The sequence below is a fragment of the Bradyrhizobium sp. AZCC 1610 genome (assembly GCF_036924515.1).
Taxonomy (GTDB): domain Bacteria; phylum Pseudomonadota; class Alphaproteobacteria; order Rhizobiales; family Xanthobacteraceae; genus Bradyrhizobium.
Genome location: NZ_JAZHRR010000001.1, coordinates 7,137,784 through 7,154,821 on the forward strand (window position 1 = coordinate 7,137,784; position 17,038 = coordinate 7,154,821).

Annotated in this window: 18 protein-coding genes, 1 tRNA gene and 1 pseudogene; 5 read left to right on the forward strand and 15 right to left on the reverse strand. The window is 61.9% G+C overall.

Features of this window, described 5'->3' with window-relative positions:
* The first annotated feature begins 400 nt into the window (after window positions 1–400).
* Together typA and V1279_RS34915 are read left to right on the forward strand one after the other, a co-directional pair.
* Window positions 401–2,227: a translational GTPase TypA gene (gene typA / locus V1279_RS34910; protein WP_334445316.1), complete on the forward strand. Its 1,827-nt coding sequence runs from the start codon at window positions 401–403 to the stop codon at window positions 2,225–2,227.
* A gap of 153 nt (window positions 2,228–2,380) precedes the next feature.
* Complete coding sequence (locus V1279_RS34915; protein WP_334445317.1) at window positions 2,381–3,637, forward strand: flavin monoamine oxidase family protein; 1,257 nt, start codon at window positions 2,381–2,383, stop codon at window positions 3,635–3,637.
* A gap of 14 nt (window positions 3,638–3,651) precedes the next feature.
* Here the strand turns inward: V1279_RS34915 and V1279_RS34920 are convergent, their stop codons facing one another.
* From V1279_RS34920 to V1279_RS34955, 8 genes and pseudogenes are all read right to left on the reverse strand, one after another.
* Complete coding sequence (locus V1279_RS34920; protein ID WP_334445318.1) at window positions 3,652–4,806, reverse strand: serine hydrolase domain-containing protein; 1,155 nt, start codon at window positions 4,804–4,806, stop codon at window positions 3,652–3,654.
* 6 nt (window positions 4,807–4,812) lie between these two features.
* On the reverse strand, window positions 4,813–5,715 hold the full coding sequence (locus tag V1279_RS34925) for an HNH endonuclease (protein ID WP_334445319.1): 903 nt from the start codon (window positions 5,713–5,715) through the stop codon (window positions 4,813–4,815).
* A gap of 266 nt (window positions 5,716–5,981) precedes the next feature.
* Window positions 5,982–6,191: a restriction endonuclease gene (locus tag V1279_RS34930; RefSeq protein ID WP_334446717.1), complete on the reverse strand. Its 210-nt coding sequence runs from the start codon at window positions 6,189–6,191 to the stop codon at window positions 5,982–5,984.
* 100 nt (window positions 6,192–6,291) lie between these two features.
* Window positions 6,292–6,402 (reverse strand): annotated as a pseudogene (locus tag V1279_RS34935) (restriction endonuclease); the annotation flags it as partial.
* 478 nt (window positions 6,403–6,880) lie between these two features.
* Window positions 6,881–7,288 (reverse strand): thiol-disulfide oxidoreductase DCC family protein, encoded by a 408-nt coding sequence (locus V1279_RS34940; protein WP_334445320.1) that lies wholly within the window; start codon window positions 7,286–7,288, stop codon window positions 6,881–6,883.
* 24 nt (window positions 7,289–7,312) lie between these two features.
* Window positions 7,313–8,632, reverse strand: a complete 1,320-nt coding sequence (locus V1279_RS34945; protein WP_334445321.1) for an SDR family oxidoreductase — start codon at window positions 8,630–8,632, stop codon at window positions 7,313–7,315.
* A 6-nt stretch (window positions 8,633–8,638) separates the two neighbouring features.
* A complete protein-coding gene (locus V1279_RS34950; RefSeq protein ID WP_334445322.1) occupies window positions 8,639–9,106 on the reverse strand; it encodes a DUF2269 family protein in 468 nt (155 codons plus the stop codon).
* A complete protein-coding gene (locus V1279_RS34955; RefSeq protein ID WP_334445323.1) occupies window positions 9,103–10,002 on the reverse strand; it encodes an alpha/beta hydrolase family protein in 900 nt (299 codons plus the stop codon). Before V1279_RS34955 ends, V1279_RS34950 begins: the two co-directional genes overlap by 4 nt.
* Before the next feature lie 288 nt (window positions 10,003–10,290).
* Between V1279_RS34955 and V1279_RS34960 the strand changes: the two genes are divergently transcribed.
* Window positions 10,291–10,800: a GNAT family N-acetyltransferase gene (locus V1279_RS34960; protein WP_108520852.1), complete on the forward strand. Its 510-nt coding sequence runs from the start codon at window positions 10,291–10,293 to the stop codon at window positions 10,798–10,800.
* Between the two features lie 127 nt (window positions 10,801–10,927).
* Window positions 10,928–11,458, forward strand: a complete 531-nt coding sequence (gene ppa, locus V1279_RS34965) for an inorganic diphosphatase (protein WP_334445324.1) — start codon at window positions 10,928–10,930, stop codon at window positions 11,456–11,458.
* A gap of 140 nt (window positions 11,459–11,598) precedes the next feature.
* Here the strand turns inward: ppa and folD are convergent, their stop codons facing one another.
* Genes folD through V1279_RS34980 form a run of 3 tightly spaced genes read right to left on the reverse strand, consistent with a single transcriptional unit; the run spans window position 11,599 to window position 13,138 of the window.
* Window positions 11,599–12,483 carry a bifunctional methylenetetrahydrofolate dehydrogenase/methenyltetrahydrofolate cyclohydrolase FolD gene (gene folD / locus V1279_RS34970; protein ID WP_334445325.1) on the reverse strand — a complete coding sequence of 295 codons (885 nt, stop codon included), beginning with the start codon at window positions 12,481–12,483 and terminating at the stop codon, window positions 11,599–11,601.
* 1 nt (window position 12,484) lies between these two features.
* Window positions 12,485–12,817: a DUF167 domain-containing protein gene (locus tag V1279_RS34975; RefSeq protein ID WP_334445326.1), complete on the reverse strand. Its 333-nt coding sequence runs from the start codon at window positions 12,815–12,817 to the stop codon at window positions 12,485–12,487.
* Window positions 12,818–12,847: 30 nt separating this feature from the next.
* A complete protein-coding gene (locus V1279_RS34980) occupies window positions 12,848–13,138 on the reverse strand; it encodes a YggT family protein (protein ID WP_334445327.1) in 291 nt (96 codons plus the stop codon).
* A 193-nt stretch (window positions 13,139–13,331) separates the two neighbouring features.
* On the opposite strand from V1279_RS34980, the gene V1279_RS34985 reads away from it, so the two are divergent.
* A tRNA-Ala gene (locus tag V1279_RS34985) sits at window positions 13,332–13,407 on the forward strand.
* Between the two features lie 108 nt (window positions 13,408–13,515).
* Here V1279_RS34985 and V1279_RS34990 read toward each other — a convergent pair.
* The 4 genes from V1279_RS34990 to V1279_RS35005 all read right to left on the reverse strand — a co-directional run bounded on the left by V1279_RS34990 (window position 13,516) and on the right by V1279_RS35005 (window position 16,935).
* Window positions 13,516–14,328, reverse strand: coding sequence for an enoyl-CoA hydratase (locus V1279_RS34990; protein ID WP_334445328.1), 813 nt, complete (start codon window positions 14,326–14,328; stop codon window positions 13,516–13,518).
* Window positions 14,329–14,453: 125 nt separating this feature from the next.
* Window positions 14,454–15,254 carry a glutamine amidotransferase gene (locus V1279_RS34995; RefSeq protein WP_334445329.1) on the reverse strand — a complete coding sequence of 267 codons (801 nt, stop codon included), beginning with the start codon at window positions 15,252–15,254 and terminating at the stop codon, window positions 14,454–14,456.
* Window positions 15,255–15,419: 165 nt separating this feature from the next.
* Entirely contained in the window at window positions 15,420–16,199 is a 780-nt protein-coding gene (locus tag V1279_RS35000; protein ID WP_334445330.1) for an SDR family NAD(P)-dependent oxidoreductase, read from the reverse strand.
* 232 nt (window positions 16,200–16,431) lie between these two features.
* On the reverse strand, window positions 16,432–16,935 hold the full coding sequence (locus V1279_RS35005; protein ID WP_334445331.1) for a tellurite resistance TerB family protein: 504 nt from the start codon (window positions 16,933–16,935) through the stop codon (window positions 16,432–16,434).
* Window positions 16,936–17,038: the final 103 nt, after the last annotated feature.

Here is a 17,038-nt window from a genome sequence, read left to right on the forward strand (position 1 = left end):
CGGGGGTCTACCCCGATCCCGAAAAGAGCAATTGAGGCCGGCGACACGCCCAAAATCGGCTAACCAAATGCCAAACCAACCATTGTTTTTTGGCGTTTTCTGAATATATTGCGCCGCAACGCGTAAGGTGTGCCCGGTCCTTTTGGCCGGGCTTCCTTTTTAGGGGAAAAGCGCCCCTGGAGCATGATCCGGAAAAGTGGGTACCGGTTTTCCCTCGGGACAAACGCGGTACGCGTTTGCCCGGAGATCATGCTCAAACAAAATAGATGGAGCGGGATGACGATTCGAAGAAGCGTCATCACGCGCCAGTATTCCAGGTTTTAGAGCGCGATCCGGAAAAGTGGGTCCCGGTTTTCCGGTGAGATCGCGCGTCAACCTTTGCACGACCAGAAGAAGAACCATGAACCTTCGTAACGTCGCCATCATCGCCCACGTCGACCACGGCAAGACCACGCTGGTCGACCGTCTGCTGCAGCAATCCGGCACCTATCGCGAGAACCAGAAGGTGACCGAGCGCGCGATGGACTCCAACGACCTGGAGCGCGAGCGCGGCATCACCATTCTGGCCAAGGCCGCCTCGGTGCAGTGGAAGGACACCCGCATCAACATCGTCGACACCCCCGGCCACGCCGATTTCGGCGGCGAGGTCGAGCGCATCCTCAACATGGTGGACGGCGCACTGGTGCTGGTGGACGCGGCCGAAGGTCCGCTGCCGCAAACCAAATTCGTGGTCTCCAAGGCGCTCAAGGTCGGACTGAAGCCGATCGTCGTCATCAACAAGGTCGACCGTCCCGACGCCCGCCCGACCGAAGTCATCAACGAGGTGTTCGACCTGTTTGCAGCGCTGGACGCCAGCGAGGAGCAGCTCGATTTCCCAATTCTTTACGGGTCGGCCAAGCAAGGCTGGATGGCCGACAGCCCGGATGGTCCGCAAGACGTCGGCATGCAGCCGCTGTTCGACCTGATCGTGCGCCACGTCGCGCCGCCGACCGTCGAGGAAGGCCCGTTCCGGATGATCGGCACCATCCTCGAAGCCAATCCCTATCTCGGCCGCATCATCACCGGCCGCATCACTTCCGGCTCGATCAAGCCGAACCAGGCCGTGAAGGTGCTTGGCGCCGACGGCAAGACCATCGAGCAGGGCCGTATCACCAAGATCCTGGCTTTCCGCGGCATCGAACGCACCCCGCTCGATGAAGCCGACGCCGGCGACATCGTTGCGATTGCGGGCCTCACCAAGGGCACCGTCGCCGACACCTTCTGCGATCCGTCGGTCGAAACGCCGCTGGTGGCGCAGCCGATCGATCCGCCGACGGTGTCGATGTCGTTCATCGTCAACAACTCGCCGCTCGCTGGTACCGAAGGCGACAAGGTGACCAGCCGCATGATCCGCGACCGCCTGCTGCGCGAGGCCGAAGGCAATGTCGCGCTGCGCGTGGTCGAGGCCTCCGATAAGGACGCCATGGAAGTGTCCGGCCGCGGCGAATTGCAGCTTGCGATCCTGATCGAGACCATGCGCCGCGAGGGTTTTGAACTCTCGGTGTCGCGTCCGCGCGTGGTGCTGCAGAAGGATGAGGCGACCGGCCAGTGGAAGGAGCCGATCGAGGAAGTCGTGATCGACGTCGACGAGGAGCATTCCGGCGTCGTCGTGCAGAAGATGAGCGAGCGCAAGGCCGAGATGATCGAGATGCGCCCGTCCGGCGGCAACCGCCTGCGGCTGGTGTTCTACGCGCCGACCCGCGGCCTGATCGGCTACCAGGGCGAACTGCTCACCGACACCCGCGGCACCGCGATCATGAACCGCCTGTTCCACGGCTACGCGCCCTACAAGGGCGACATCCAGGGCCGCCGCAACGGCGTGCTGATCTCCAACGATCAGGGCGACGCGGTGGCTTACGCGATGTTCAAGCTGGAAGACCGCGGCCCGATGATGATCGAGCCGGGCTGCAAGGTCTACAAGGGCATGATCGTCGGCGAGCACACCCGCGACAACGACCTCGAGATCAACGTGCTCAAGGGCAAGCAGCTCACCAACATCCGCACCACCTCCAAGGACGAAGCGGTGCGCCTGACGCCGCCGATCCGGATGACGCTGGAAAAGGCGCTGGCCTATATCGAGGACGACGAGCTGGTCGAAGTGACCCCGAAGTCGATCCGCCTGCGCAAGAAGTTCCTGGACGCCAACGACCGCAAGCGCGCGGAAAAGGCCAAGGAAGCGGTGGCGTAAGCCGCTGTCCACCGAACAACCCGTCATGGCCGGGCTTGTCCCGGCCATCCACGTCTTCGATACTGCTAAACAAGAACGTGGATGCCCGGGACATCTGGCGCGAAGACGCGCTTCGCGCTTTTGCCCGGGCATGACAATGAAGCAGACGACGCAATGTCCCTCCCCTCCTCAGTCGATGTCGCCATCATCGGTGCCGGCGCCGCGGGCCTTGGCGCTGCGAATGCGCTGAAGAATTCCGGCCTCTCCGTCCTCGTGCTGGAAGCGCGCGACCGCGTCGGCGGCCGGGCGCACACCATCATGGCCTCGCCTGACGTCACCTTCGACGTCGGCTGCGGCTGGCTGCATTCGGCAGACGAGAATTCCTTCGTCGCACTCGCCGAGCAGCTCGGCTTCGAGATCAACCGGTCGTTGCCGCCCTGGGACGAACGCGCCTATGGCAAGGCGTTTCCACAAGACGACCGCGACGACTTCATGCGCGCGCTCAATGCCTTCTATGACCGCGCCGAGCAGGGTGCGGTGGCAGCTGCGAAGACCGGCCGCGACTGCGCCGCCAGCCTCTATCTCGAACCCGGCAATCGCTGGAATCCGATGATCGATGCGATCTCGACCTACGTCAACGGCTGCGAGCTCGATCAGGTCTCCACTCTCGACATGGACGCCTATGAGGACACCGACATCCACTGGCGCATCCGCCGCGGCTACGGTGCGCTGATTGCCGCCTATGGCGCGACATGTCCGACCGCGCTCAATTGCAAGGTAACGCTGATCGATCATTCGGCAAAACGCGTCCGCATCGAGACCTCGCAGGGCGCGCTGACGGCCGACAAGGTCATCGTCACCGTGCCGACCAGCCTGATCGCCGACGGGACGATCCGCTTTCACCCGCCCTTGCCGGCAAAAGTCGACGCCGCCCGCGGCCTGCCGCTTGGCCTCGCCGACAAGGTGACGCTCGCGCTTGACGAGCCGGAGGCACTGCCGACCGAGGGCAATCTGCGCGCCGCCACCATGCGCACCGAAATGGGCACGTATCATTTGCGCCCGTTCGGCCAGCCCTGCATCGAAGGTTTTTTCGGCGGCCGTTTCGCGCAAGCGCTGGAAGACGCCGGCCCCGGCTCGCTCGCGGCCGAGAGCATCAACGAGATCGTCTCAATCCTCGGCAACGATTTTCGCCGCAAGCTGAAGCCGCTCGCGGAATCGCGCTGGGCTCATGACCCCTTCGCGCGAGGCTCGTATTCGCATGCGCTGCCGGGCCACGCAGGAGATCGCGAAGTGCTCGCCGCGCCGGTCGATGGACGGCTGTTCTTTGCGGGAGAAGCTACCTCGCCGGAATTTTTCTCGACGGCGCATGGCGCGAGGGACAGCGGAGAGCGGGCGGCGCAGGAAGTTATGGCTTCGCTCGCGAGCGAGTAGCTCACGTTCCCGGATCAGCCGCACACGGCGAGCACGGCATTCTTGAAAGCGTGGTACTCGGTCTGGAGATCGACGTCACTGGCGGCCGAATAGGGCGGCTGCGGCTGACACGACAGCGTGACGATGACGGCCTTGTCCTTCCGATTGACGTAGAGCGATTGACCGGCAAAACCGACGGCAACCATCGAACCGTCCGGATCGAGCCACCAACTGTAACCATATCCCGTCGCTCCGTAGCGATTGGTTGCTGGGTCGAGGACGAATGCCGGGCGTCCTGCATGTTCGACCCAGTCGGGCGGGAGGACAGGCGTGCTATCGATAACGCCGTTGCGCAGAAGAAAGACGCCGAAGCGGCCGAAATCCCGCAGCGCGATCCCAGCGCGGCTGCCGCCGATCTCCTGCCCATCTTCGGATTCCAGCGTATAGAACGCGTCGAACTCCATACCCAGGCGGGACCAGATCATCTCGGACATGTAGTCGGCCAGGGTTTTTCCCGTGGCCGCCGATATCAAGCTGCCGAGGATGTAGGTATCGCCGGTATTGTAATTGAATTGACTGCCAGGCCGATGTTCGGCTTTCAAACTCCGCATCAGCGCCAGAACGCCTCCCGGAACCTTGTCACCAAGCGATTTGCTGTAACGATTAACGTCTGAATTCCGATCCGTGTAGTCCTCATTCCAGTGCACACCCGAAGACATGGTGATCAGGTTGCGAATGGTTACCGCGTCATAGGCGCAGCCGCGCAGCGCCGGGATATATTTGGACACCGCGTCGTCCAGGCTTGAGATCGTCCCCTGCTGCAGGGCGGCGCCAACCAAAGTCGCCGTCAGCGACTTGATCATCGACATCGATGACCAGCGTACGTTCTCCTCCAATCCGAGAGAGTAGCGCTCCAGCACAATCTTTTCGTGGCTGATGACGAGCAGCCCCGCGACGTTGGCGCGATCCATGTACGCGTCAACGCCATGGACCTCTTGCCCCGCTTGATAGCGGGGCGAAATCTCCTGTCCGCGCTCCAGTTGCAGAACCGAATTGCCTCGGCGGATCGTCCGCGTCGCAAACATCCGATCCACATTCCGGTAGGCGTGGGCCTGCGCCGTCGGCGAAAGCAGCAGGAAGTCTTCACCCTTCGGCACATGCAGTTTTGGATACGCAACGGCACCTGTCATACGGCACTAACCCTTGAAAACCTTGTCCCTATGAAACTTCAAATAATGTGCATTCGGATAGAGGGCTTCATCTTCGGGTAGATTGATTGATCCGTTTTGATTCAGAAGACGAGCCGCATCTTCGGGAACATGATTCGTGGCGACCAGAATCTTGTAATCATCACCGATCGAAATGAGACCTCGATCAAACATCCAATGCACCGTTCCAGACAAAGCTAGTCCATTTCGAACAGAGTCCGGCCCCTTTGAAGTCACAGGCTGAATGTGCGCAGCCTGCACTTCGGGTCGACCACCTCCATTGATCAATCGCAATCCCGTCATGGCGCATCTATTCGAATAAGCAGAACGCACATTGTGCATGAAAGATCTTTCCCGAAATGGACGGGAAACAAGCATTTCGACCATTGGACGTTCGAATACTTCTGGAGGCTCAGAGAATCCAGGCAATATAGCTTCGGTCGAAAGCGCTTCGACAAGAACTGGAGCAAATCCAGACTTCAAAATTCGATCGAACTCTGCATCCGGAATAAGACGCACAGCGCGGCCAAACGCACCTTTGTTGGTGGTGCCATCGTCCTTTTCGAGAGCACTCTCGTAATATTGTCCGCCCTCCTGAAAAGGAACCGGTGTGTCAAAGTCCAAATAAGTGGTGCGATCAATGATTGCGAAGTAATGGTTTGGCATGTCGGTGTCTTCGATCACCGACATAACCCGGGCTGCGCCAAAATAGGATTGACGACCGCCACGACTTGAAAGCTCTGCACTAGACCTTCGCGGCTCATAGTAGACTATGTAATCGCCCAGGGTCTGCTGAACATGGTTCAAATAGGTACGCGGAAAATGATATCGATCCTCAGGCAAATCTTTGTAGCTCGGAGTAACCTTAGTGGTGAAGACTGCTTTGGTCATACTCAAAGGCCTACGACGGCTCGTCGTCCCAATCTGCCTCAACCTAGAGCAGCCTTGACTTCTTGGATAGCTACCAACGTCTCGAACTGTCCTACTCCATCACCCCTCGTCCGCACATCCGCATCCGGTAGGGACGCGGGACAGCGGCGAGAAGGCAGTAGGGGAAGTGTTGAGTGTCGACGTGAAGCAATGACGGATCACTCCATCACCAGCCGCATTAAAGCCGCGCTCGCGGGCCGAGTACTTCAATCCAAAATCGTCCTGTCCTAGAATTCCAGGAACACGTGCTGCTCCACCAACACGTGCTCGACGTTCCGGATCGAGACGCCGATCTTTAGGCTTTTCAAAAGCGCACACAGGGTTTCGCCGTCGACCAGATCGATCGCGGGCGCGCCATCCCTGGTGGCCTCTTTCCGCGCGTCGGTGGAGAACGTTCCGGTCGTCATGACCAGTCCCTTGTCTGCCCTGCCAACCATCGCCCCGCGGAAATCCCTGATCACTGACGCGCCGACTGATCCTTGTCCACCGCTTGCATTGAAAGAAGACGTGAAACGATAAAAGATTCAGGCGAAGCACGCCGATGCCGTCGATTCCCCCATCCCCGCTTCGTCCGGTGACATCGACCTTGATGAACCCGGAGTCTTTCAAGATCCTCTGACACAGGCGCTCGAATGCCGACGGTTTCATCTTGAGAAGACACTCCAGCAGCCGATCCTGCCACGGAATTTCGAACGCCGAATAAGCCGGTGTTGCCCGATCATGCCCGGCCGTGCTCTGCGCCGTCTCGTTTCGCTCTTCGCGCCGGTCGCGGTGCGGTGCGGCCACCTCGATCTGGCCCGGAACGATCGAGATTTCCGAGGCGGAAATCGAGAGATCAGGCGCAACGTGCCAAGACTTGCGGTTATTCGTTTCGGGTCTCAGTTGTTCCGGGCCGGCTGGCCCGACAGCGTCATCTTTTCCCAACTCCTCCAACACTTTTCACCCATTGCTTGGTTTCGTATCAGGTAAGTCGGAGCAAGATGTTGCTCGGAGAAGGAAAGGTCCTCATTCAAAAGCCATCAAGCAATTCTAGCCCGATTACCTGAGGTAGTGCAATAATACCGTATCAACTTCGGTCTGTTTTCATCAAGAACTACCGATCGGCGTGTAACCGTTGGCGCTGAGGCTATTCCAGCACCCTCGCGCGCATATCTGCATCTGGCACGAAGCACGCATCAAATTTTCCGAAAATCCGGTAGCGATTACGGGCGACGAGGCTGTAGACGGTATCGCGCAGCGGTTTCGGCGCAACGAACAGTGCGCGTGTCCATCGCCAGCCCGGCAGTGCACCCAGCACCATCAGCGCGGCATCGGATTTGAAGTGAGCGACGCCGCCATGAATGACCGCATTGGTATCGGGATCGTTTGGATCGATGCCAAAAGCCTGTGCCAGCCTTGTGCCGTAAGGCGACTGGATCGCGGTGAAGCGAAACCGCGCCGCCGCGTCGCGCGTGGCCACGAAGCGGACCCAGCGCGAGCAGAAGACGCAGACGCCGTCATAGAGGATCACGTCATCGTCGGGCCATTGCGTCATGGGCTTGGGGTCATGGATTTGGGGTCATCGGTTGTCCAGGGTCAGCAGCGCCACCAGCATCAGCACGATGGCGGGGCAGGTCTTCACCAGCGCGCCGAGCGGCTCGATCCAAAGGTCCGGCGTCAGGATCGCCGCACCGACCATGTAGCCGAGCGATGCGATGATACCCGCGATCAGGCCAAATGCCGAGGTGCGGCGGAACGCAATCAGCGCGCCGATGCCCATATCCATCAGGCTGGTGCCGACGGTGATGGGGCCGACGAGCGCCGGCGGAAAGCCGTGACTGCTCAGGATTCCCGCCGCCGCGTCATAGGAAATCACCAGCGCAATAAAGCCTGAGACGACCCAGAACAGCACGAGGCTTGCGATGACAAGCGCCTTGATCGGAAACAGCCGGGCAAACCATTTGTCCTGGATGGTCGCCGGGCGTTTTCCAGCCGTCTGTTCGATGCGCTTCGGCACGATGCCGGTCGCTGCCATCCAGTCGGCGGGATCGCCGCTGACGCCGCGGCGCAGCTCCGCGATCGCGGTGGTTCGCATCGGCGGCATCCAGCCGAACTGGTTCGCGAGATCGCCGAGCCTGGCGCCGAGATCGAGCAGGAACATCGGCATGACGATGCGCCACCATCTGCCGGTGCCGAACACCTCGCGGAACTGATCGATCACGTCACCGAGCGTGACCGGCTGCTCCTGCATCAGGTCCCATGTCACGGCGTTCGCCTCGCCAGGATCGCGCGCGGCAAGCCAGGCGATGGTCGCGGCAATGTCCTCCATGGCGACCGGCTGGAATGGCGCAGCCCGTTCGGCGGCCGGGAGATCGAGCGGAAACGCCGCCAGTGAGCGCACCATGGCGCTGCCGCCATAGGCCGCAAGCGCCACCACAAAGCCCGGCCGCAGGATCGTGAACGCAACGCCGGATTCCGCGATCAGCCGCTCGGCCTCGCGTTTGGTGGTGCTGAAGGCGGTTCGGTCGGTCTCGGCCGTGCCGGGAATCGAGATATGCACCAGCCGGATCGCGCGGTCGCTTTCGCGGATCGCCTGCAACAACCGCACGACGAAATCGCGATGCACGGCGGCGGTGTCGCTGCCGGGGCCGTCCTGAAGCACGCCGAGGCAATTGACGACGACATCGATGCGGTGATCACGCAGCAGCCGCGCCAGCGCTGCCGCTTCCATCGACATGACCGGCAGTTCGAGATCGAGCGGGCCGCTCTTCTGCGAGGCGGACAATCTTCTGGCAACGCCCACCACAGAAAATCCCCGGGTGCGCAGATCGTCGGTAACAAAGCGGCCGATCAGACCGGATGCGCCGAGCACGAGGATTTTTCGGTTACCGGCGCGCATGCTTGCCTAAAGCGGTTTGGCGATCATCAGCCAGAGAATAGCCATGACAGAGCCAAAACCGGGAATGCCGAACAGAAACCAGCGGTGGAAAAGTGCGAAATAGCGCGGCGGCAACTTCTGGTTCTGTTCAGCCGCCTTGCGTGCGAGATCGCGCATTTCGATCTGCATGAAGATCACCGGCACCCAGAACAGCCCCGCAACCGCATAGAGCCCGAGCGAGGTCATCAGCCAGCGCTCGCTCCACGTGGTCGACGACAGCCACATCAGCACGCCGCCACTCACCGGCTGCAGCAGCACCGCCGTCAGCGTGAACAGCATGTCGGCGATCACGACGGTTTCAGCCGTACGCGCGATGAAGGCCGCGTCCCGGCTGCGATGGGCCATCAGCATGAAGAAGGCGATACCGGTGCCGGTGCCGAGAATGACGATCGCGCCTGCTACATGCAGATATTTGACGAGGAAATACAGCGTCATCGCCTGGCCGCCGGGGTCCGGGATCGCGCCTTCAAGGCGCGATCGAGTTCAGCTCCGGCAAGGCTTACACCGCCTCCGGTTTCCACCAGCCAGTGGCCTTCGCTGCCGTGGGCCTGGAGCACGCGAAAATCGGCCTTGCCGCCGGCGGCGCGAAACGCATCGACCAGTTGACGCGAGAATGCGGGCGAAAAATAGCTGTCATTGGCAGCCACCAGCCAGGTCACCTTTACGCGCGCAGTCTTGCCGAACTCGCCCGCCGCGGCCATCAGCGTATGCGGCGCGCAGACCCGGTTGGGAAAATCATTGGCATGCCCGCCGCGCCCCGGCGCGAACGCGACGATGGCGGCAACGTCCTTCGGATCTTCACCGGCCAGCGCCAGTGCGCCCCAGGCGCCGGCCGAATGGCCGATCACGACCATGCCCTCGGGGCGGATGAAGGATTGCTTGCGTATGAAGCTGGCGGCCGCGGCGATCTCATCCGCCGTGACGCGGCCAGACCTGGCGTAGTCGGCCTCGTCGCAACCGCCCTGATCCTCCAGATACTTTCCGCCCGTCGCGCCATGGCCCGGACGCTCGGGGACCAGCACGGCAAAACCGCGTGCCACCAGCCAGCCGGCGAGCGCGCGGTACTCGGGCTGCGGCATCTGCGCCCGTCGCAGCACGTTCTGGGTGGTGGCGTGCGCGATCACGGCCAGCGGAAACGGTCCCTCGCCGGGCGGCCGAAACAGCACCGCATGCGCCGCGGCGACGGGATCGGGAGAGGGTACCAGCCATTGCTGCAGCCGGTGAGGCTCGCCTTCCGCACCTTGCGCGCCAGGGGCGGGCTGCGCCGTTGCGGCCTTCACACCGAGCGCGGCAACGAGAACCAGCGCAAAAAGCAGGTTTGGCGGGTGCATGAACAGGCCTGACACAGCCGACGGAGGGGCATTTGCGAAAGTCACCAACAGAATACCGCCGGCGAATCAAATCCAGTACGCTTTTCCGTGAACGGAATTCGCGGAGGCGTTTCCGCAGGTGATTCTGACAACCATTTCCCCGCATTCATCGGCAAAAACCGGTTAAGGACAGCACCATTGTCCTCTTTCGATACAGAAGAACGTAAAACTGATGCAGAAAATCCACAGGTTAACCGATAATTAACGATGGACCTTGAAGCCGGCCCGCCGACTTGCTTTGATCAGATCATGAGCACAACCCTGATCGAGGTCCGACCGGCCAAGGCTGCAGACGCAGCCGCGGTGGCGTCTACCCATGATGAAGCCTGGCGGTCCGCCTATCAGGGCATCATTCCCGGCGCCGAGCTCGAAAAACTCATTAACCGCCGCGGCCCGCAATGGTGGGACAGCGCGATCCGCAAAGGCAGCCGCGTCAGCGTGCTGGTGTTCGGCGACAAGGTCGCGGGCTACGCCAATTACGGCCGCAACCGCGCCCGCAGCCTGCATTTCGAGGGCGAGATTTACGAGCTCTATCTGCGGCCGGAATTCCAGGGCCTCGGCTTCGGCCGCCGCCTCTTCACCGCCGCCCGGCGCGATCTGATGCAGAGCGGGCTGAAGAGCATGGTGATCTGGGCGCTGTCCGACAACGACCCGGCGACGGAATTCTACCGCGCGCTCGGCGGCCGGATGGTGGCGCGCTCCTCGGAGAAGTTCGGGCCCAAGTCGCTCGATAAAGTCGCTTTCGCCTGGACCAACTGAGTCCTGGCCGTCATTGCCGGGCTTGACCCGGCAATCCATCGTTCCTAAAGCGCCTTTTTCGCGATGGATACGCGGGTCAAGCCCGCGTATGACGATCGTGTATCAACCATCAGCGACGGAGCCTTGCATGCGCATTGACGCCATCCCGATCGGAGTAAATCCGCCGCACGACGTCAACGTCATCATCGAAGTGCCCGTTGGCGGCGAGCCGATCAAATATGAAATGGACAAGGAAGCCGGCACGCTGGTGGTCGATCGCTTCCTCTATACGGCGATGCGCTATCCCGGCAATTACGGCTTCATCCCACATACGCTGTCCGGCGACGGCGACCCCTGCGACGTCTTGGTCGCCAATACCCGCGCGATCGTGCCGGGCGCCGTGATGAGCGTGCGACCGGTCGGCGTGTTGCTGATGGAAGACGAGGCCGGCGGCGACGAGAAGATCATCGCGGTGCCGTCTTCGAAGCTGACCCAGCGCTACGACAAGGTCAGGACGTACAGCGACCTCCCCGACATCACGCTGCAGCAGATCCAGCACTTCTTCGAGCACTACAAGGATCTCGAGAAGGGCAAATGGGTGAAGGTGCTGCGCTGGTGCGGCGCCGAGGACGCCCACCGGCTGATCCTGGAAGGCATCGAACGGGCGAAGAAGAAGTAGTTCTTCCTTCGTCATTGCGAGGAGCGAAGCAATCCATGTCTCAGCAAGCGGTGAAATGGATTGCTTCGCGGAGCCTGTCATCCGGCGGCGCTACGCGCCGACCGGGTGGCTCGCAATGACGGGTGAGAGCGCGTTCCGCGTCACACCCCCGGCTTGGCCAGCCCGTGAATCGCGCACGCCGCGCGCAGCGTATTCACCAGGAGGCACGCCACCGTCATCTGCCCGACACCGCCGGGCACCGGCGTGATCGCGCCGGCGACCTCGGCCACTTCCTTGAACGCGACATCGCCGACCAGCCGCGTCTTGCCATCGGCCAGAGGCAGGCGGTTGATGCCGACGTCGATCACGGTGGCGCCCGGCTTGATCCAGCCGGCGCGCACCATCTCGGGCTTGCCTACGGCGGCATAGACCAGGTCGGCCCGGGCGCAGAGTTGCGGCAGATCCTTTGAGCGCGAATGCGCGATCGTCACCGTCGCATTTTCATTGAGCAGCAATTGCACCAGTGGGCGGCCGACCAGGTTGGAGCGGCCGATCACGATCGCATTCATGCCTTCCAGCGAGGCATGCACGCTCTTGGTCAGGATGATGCAGCCGAGCGGCGTGCATGGCGACAATGCTGCAAAGCCGCCAGCCAGCCGGCCGGCATTGTTGGGATGCAAGCCGTCGACATCCTTGGCAGGATCGATCGCGTTGATGACCGTTTCGGTGTGGATCGATTTCGGCAGCGGCAATTGCACGAGAATGCCGTGCACGGCGGGATCGCCGTTGAGCTTTGCGATCAGCACCAGCAGGTCGGCCTGCGCTACATCGGCGGGCAGTTTGTGTTCGAACGAAGCCATGCCGGCGGCCTGCGTCTGCGTGTGCTTGCTGCGGACATAGACCTCGCTGGCAGGATCGTTGCCGACCAGCACCACGGCAAGGCCCGGCGTCAGCCCGTGCTCGCGCTTGACCCGCGCAACCTCGTCGGCAACGCGGGCGCGAAGCTCGGATGCAATGATCTTTCCATCGATGATGCGGGCCGTCATCTCAATCCTTCGTCTTTTCCGCCTTGGCGGCGGTCGCCTTCCGAAGCGTTTCGCCGAGAACCCTGGGATCGCCGTCGACGGCGACCTGCTTGAGGCGCGAGGTCGTGCCCGAAAGAATCTTCACCCTCGCCTTCGGCACGCCGAGCGCTTTTGCCAGCAGCTCGGTCACCGCACGATTGGCCTCGCCGCCATCGGCGATGGCGCGGACACGAACTTTCACCACCGAGCGGCCGTTGGCGAGCGTCTCGATCCCGTCGATATCGTCGCGGCCGCCGCGCGGCGTCACCCGCAGCGCGACACTGATGCCCTCGGTGGAATAGCGCCAGGGATCCATCGGGCATCCATCAGCTATCGGCGTCCGCGATCAGACGACGTTGGGATAGATGTAGTAGGCAATCACCCGCTGGATGAACAGGATGATCAGGATCAGGATGATCGGCGAGATATCGAGACCGCCGAGATTGGGCATGAACCTGCGGATCGGCGCCAGCGCCGGCTCGGTGATCCGGTAGAGGAACTCGGCCACCGCCGCCACGAACCCGTTGCGCGTGTTCACGACATTGAATGCGATCAGCCATGACAGGATGGCTGAAGCAATCAAAAGCCAGACATAGAGGTCGAGGACGATGATGACGATATCGAGGACAGCGCGCATGTGGAGGGGGCTCGCGAGGAGGGGTATCAGCTAGATATCGGTTCATCCCCCCGCAAACAAGGGAAGTTCCCCGCAAAATGACGCCAAAATCGGCCGTTTCAAGTTTCTTGCACCGTTCTTGACTTGGCCTTGGGCCGGACTGTAAATGGCGCCGATTGTCGGTCGCTTCGGGTCACTTCGAGGCGGTCGCGACGGGGCCATAGCTCAGCTGGGAGAGCGCGTCGTTCGCAATGACGAGGTCGGCGGTTCGATCCCGCCTGGCTCCACCAGCCTTCGCAGGCTGCGCCTGCTTCGGCTGGGCAAGCCTCCATCGTGCGAAGGCTGCCTCGCCATAGCCCGAAGGGCGACGGCGGGCCTCGGCGCCCCGTAGACCCCCCTCACCTCCCCGTAAACTTCGGCGCCCGCTTCTCCACAAAACTCGCCACGCCCTCCCGAAAATCGTCCCCCTTCAGTGCTATCTGCATTTCGCGGTTGGCGTCGATGGTGGCTTCCGCCAGCGTCTGGAACGGCACGTCGTAGAGCTGGCGCTTGATCACCGAAATCGCGCTGGGCGAGACGAAATCGGCCAGATCGCGCGCATAGGCATAGGTCTGCTCGCGCAACTGGTCCGGCGGATAGAGGCGGTTGACCAGCCCGATCCGCAGCGCCTCCTCGCTGCCCACCCGCCGCGCGGACATAAGAAGATCGAGCGCGTTGGCGTGGCCGACGATGCGCGGCAGCATCCAGCTGATGCCGTGCTCGGCGATCAGCCCGCGGCGCGCAAACGAGGTGGTGAAAACGGTGTTGTCGGCGGCAAAGCGCAAGTCGCAATAGAGCGCATGGACGAGGCCGATGCCGGCGGTGGCGCCGTTCAGCATGCCGATCACGGGCTTAGGGATCGCCGGATAATAGGCGTAGCGCGTCTGCCAGTCCGCCCGGCGGTTCATGTCGAACGGCGGTGTGTTCTCGCCGCGCCTGATCTCGCTGGGATCGATACTCTGCAGCGCCTCCATATCCGCGCCGGCGCAGAAGGCACGACCGGCGCCGGTGAGCACGATGACGCGGACGTTATCATCACCGGCCGCAGCCTCCATCGCGTGGCGCACATCGCGCTCCATGGTCGCGGTCCACGCATTCATCCGATCCGGCCGGTTCAGCGTGATGGTCGCGATCTTGTCGTTCACCTCGTAGAGAATATGCTGATAGTTCACCGCGACCTCCCTGTCGTTTCTATCATTGGCGTTTCGCGCGCGAGCCTTTCGGCCGCGCCGCGACACTATCACATCCAGGAATTTTGAAAGATGCTCGCAGGCACGGATGAAATTCCGCGCGGCGGCTATTCCGCCGCTTCCAGCACGATCGAGCGCGACGGGCGCGCGAGCCAGCCGGTTATGAAATTCTTCAGCCAGGCGCGTTCGATCACGTCATGCACCGCGCGATCGGCAAAGTGAAGATGGCAGGGATGCGCGCCCGGCGAATCCAAGCGCACGCACCCGCGCGTGGTCCAGCGGTGCATCATCGCGTAGGTGACGTCGGGATGAAACTGGAAGCCGAACGCATGACCGTGCTGATACGCCTGCACCGGAAAGTCGTCGCCTTCGGCGAGCAGCTTTGCGCCATGCGGCAGTTGAAATCCTTCGCCGTGCCAGTGGTAAACACGCTCCGGCCAGTCCGGGCACAGCGCATGTCCGGCCTCCGTCGGGCGGATCGGATAGTAGCCGACCTCGACCCGGCCTTCATGATGCGGCGCGACCTGCGCGCCCAATTGTTTGGCAAGCATCTGGGCGCCCAGGCAGATGCCGAGAAACGGCCGCTGCTCACGCAGGGGAACTTCGATCCAGTCGATCTCGCGGCGGACATAATCATCTGAGTCGTTGGCGCTCATCGGGCCGCCAAAGATGACCGCGCCGGCATGCTGGTCCAGCGTTTCCGGCAGCGCGTCGCCGAACCGCGGACGCCTGATATCGAGGGGGTGGCCGAGCGCCCGCAGCGCATTGCCGACCCGGCCCGGTGTCGAGGTTTCCTGGTGCAGAACGATCAGGACTGGCTTGAGGGAATTTGGGTCAGTCGCACCCAACGTGCGTTGGCCCCGAAAGGGCAGCACGTTTTCGTGACCACTGTTTGACCGGAACGACATCGGCGTTGCTCAGTGTCTCAAACCGAAACCATACCTACGTGATTCTTAATTTCGCGTGAGTTCACGCACGCTTCCAAGAATGTAAGCAAGCCGTGGGCCAGATGTGGTCAGCGCGCCCGACCGCGGCGCGAACAGGCTTTGGCCCCGCAAAAACCCGGGATTTCTTCAGCGCTTGCGGAGCTGGAAGCGGCCAACCGCTCCGAGGATAAAGGAGCGTGGAAACAGCCGGAGCAGGAACGGCACGATCTTGATGCCCAAACCAGGCAACACTGCCCGTTTATTCGCCATCAATCCGCTGTAGGCCTGCCGTGCGACCTCGGCCGACGAGACGTTGAGGATGGACGAATCGTAACCAGGTCTAAATCCGGCGCGCGCCTGAAATTCCGAGGGCACGGGCCCGGGACACAACACCGTCACGCGCACGCCATGTGACGCCAGTTCCGCGCGCATGGCTTCGGTGAACGACAGTACATAGGCCTTGGATGCGTAATAGACTGCCATTCCCGGGCCCGGCAGAAAGCCTGCAATCGAGCCGACATTGAGAAGGCCGCCGCGATTGCGGATCAGGTGATCGGAAAACCGTAGTGACAGGTCGGTCAGCGCGCGGATGTTGACGGCGATTATCTCGAGCTGATCGGACCGATCGCGCTGGGTCGCTCTGCCGAACACGCCGAATCCGGCGTTGTTGACGAGGTATTCGACCTCTACGCCGGCGGCAGTCAGGGCCTCGGCAATCCTGTCGCCGCAGTCGGGTTGCGCAAGGTCGCAGGGAATGACGATCGGCGCGGCGCCGCCGGCCGTCTTGATTTCACTGGCCAGCGCTTCCAGGCGGTCGGCGCGCCGCGCCACCAGCGCCACGCGATGACCGTGCGAAGCAAAAACGCGCGCCAGTTCGGTGCCTATGCCCGCCGATGCACCGGTAATCAGCGTCACACGCTCGGTCACGATTGAATACTCTTAAAATCAATTCAAGGTTACGCCGCAAGCACTGGAACGAGAGCATAGGCGCATGCTGCGGCGCAAGCCATCCCCCAAACATGGCGCCATGCAGACCCATGTGCTCCAGGCGCTGAAATCTCTATATTTTCAGGCTTACCGCACGTTACCGCAGCCGATTGCGGAGCACATTAAAATTTCGTCATCTGCAATTGACGCATGGCCGCACCGCTTATTGTCGTCACATCGCCGCGTCTTCGGCCTTCGGCGCGCCCGCAGAAGAGGCCGGCTGCCGCTCCGCCACCTTGTGCTTGAGATCGATCCGGTCGCGCGATGAAATACCGAGCAGATCGGCGGCGCGCCAGACCACGTTATCCTCGAACTCGCTGACCTGGCCGTCCGCGTATACCAGCTCCCACATCATCTCGATGATGCGGAGGCGGCCCTCCTCATTCACCGAACGCATGATGACGCTGGTGAAACGATAGAGATCGACTGCGTCGCCTTCGGCCCGCGTCGCCGACGCGATCAAATGATCCGCCGTACCGGGATCGAGCTTGAAGCGGCTTTCGATCAAACTGTGCAATTTGCGCTTCTCGACCGCGCTCGGCTCGCCATCGAGCGAGACGACGTGAACCAGTAGCGCAGTCGCCGCCAGAAGATACCCGGTATCGTCGAACGACAGATCCGGATCCGCACTGGGCGCAACGATATCGGCAATGAATTGGCGCAGTCCGTCGAGCATCAATCTACCTGCAAAATCGGGGAAGCTGTTCTGCGAATATGGGTTGAAGACTTGGCCTGCGCAATGCACGCGATGAATGCCTGACAGTGCAGGCAGATTAAAT

Coding starts and splice junctions, on each gene's coding strand:
- V1279_RS34975 (WP_334445326.1), bottom strand. CDS start 12,817: ATGGATCCCTGGCGCTATTCCACCGAGGGCATCAGTGTCGCGCTGCGG.
- V1279_RS34980 (WP_334445327.1), bottom strand. CDS start 13,138: ATGCGCGCTGTCCTCGATATCGTCATCATCGTCCTCGACCTCTATGTC.
- V1279_RS34955 (WP_334445323.1), bottom strand. CDS start 10,002: ATGCACCCGCCAAACCTGCTTTTTGCGCTGGTTCTCGTTGCCGCGCTC.
- typA (WP_334445316.1), top strand. CDS start 401: ATGAACCTTCGTAACGTCGCCATCATCGCCCACGTCGACCACGGCAAG.
- V1279_RS34925 (WP_334445319.1), bottom strand. CDS start 5,715: ATGACCAAAGCAGTCTTCACCACTAAGGTTACTCCGAGCTACAAAGAT.
- V1279_RS34950 (WP_334445322.1), bottom strand. CDS start 9,106: ATGACGCTGTATTTCCTCGTCAAATATCTGCATGTAGCAGGCGCGATC.
- V1279_RS34995 (WP_334445329.1), bottom strand. CDS start 15,254: ATGTCGTTCCGGTCAAACAGTGGTCACGAAAACGTGCTGCCCTTTCGG.
- V1279_RS34930 (WP_334446717.1), bottom strand. CDS start 6,191: ATGGTTGGCAGGGCAGACAAGGGACTGGTCATGACGACCGGAACGTTC.
- ppa (WP_334445324.1), top strand. CDS start 10,928: ATGCGCATTGACGCCATCCCGATCGGAGTAAATCCGCCGCACGACGTC.
- V1279_RS34945 (WP_334445321.1), bottom strand. CDS start 8,632: ATGCGCGCCGGTAACCGAAAAATCCTCGTGCTCGGCGCATCCGGTCTG.
- V1279_RS34960 (WP_108520852.1), top strand. CDS start 10,291: ATGAGCACAACCCTGATCGAGGTCCGACCGGCCAAGGCTGCAGACGCA.
- folD (WP_334445325.1), bottom strand. CDS start 12,483: ATGACGGCCCGCATCATCGATGGAAAGATCATTGCATCCGAGCTTCGC.
- V1279_RS34920 (WP_334445318.1), bottom strand. CDS start 4,806: ATGACAGGTGCCGTTGCGTATCCAAAACTGCATGTGCCGAAGGGTGAA.
- V1279_RS34940 (WP_334445320.1), bottom strand. CDS start 7,288: ATGACGCAATGGCCCGACGATGACGTGATCCTCTATGACGGCGTCTGC.
- V1279_RS34915 (WP_334445317.1), top strand. CDS start 2,381: ATGTCCCTCCCCTCCTCAGTCGATGTCGCCATCATCGGTGCCGGCGCC.
- V1279_RS35005 (WP_334445331.1), bottom strand. CDS start 16,935: ATGCTCGACGGACTGCGCCAATTCATTGCCGATATCGTTGCGCCCAGT.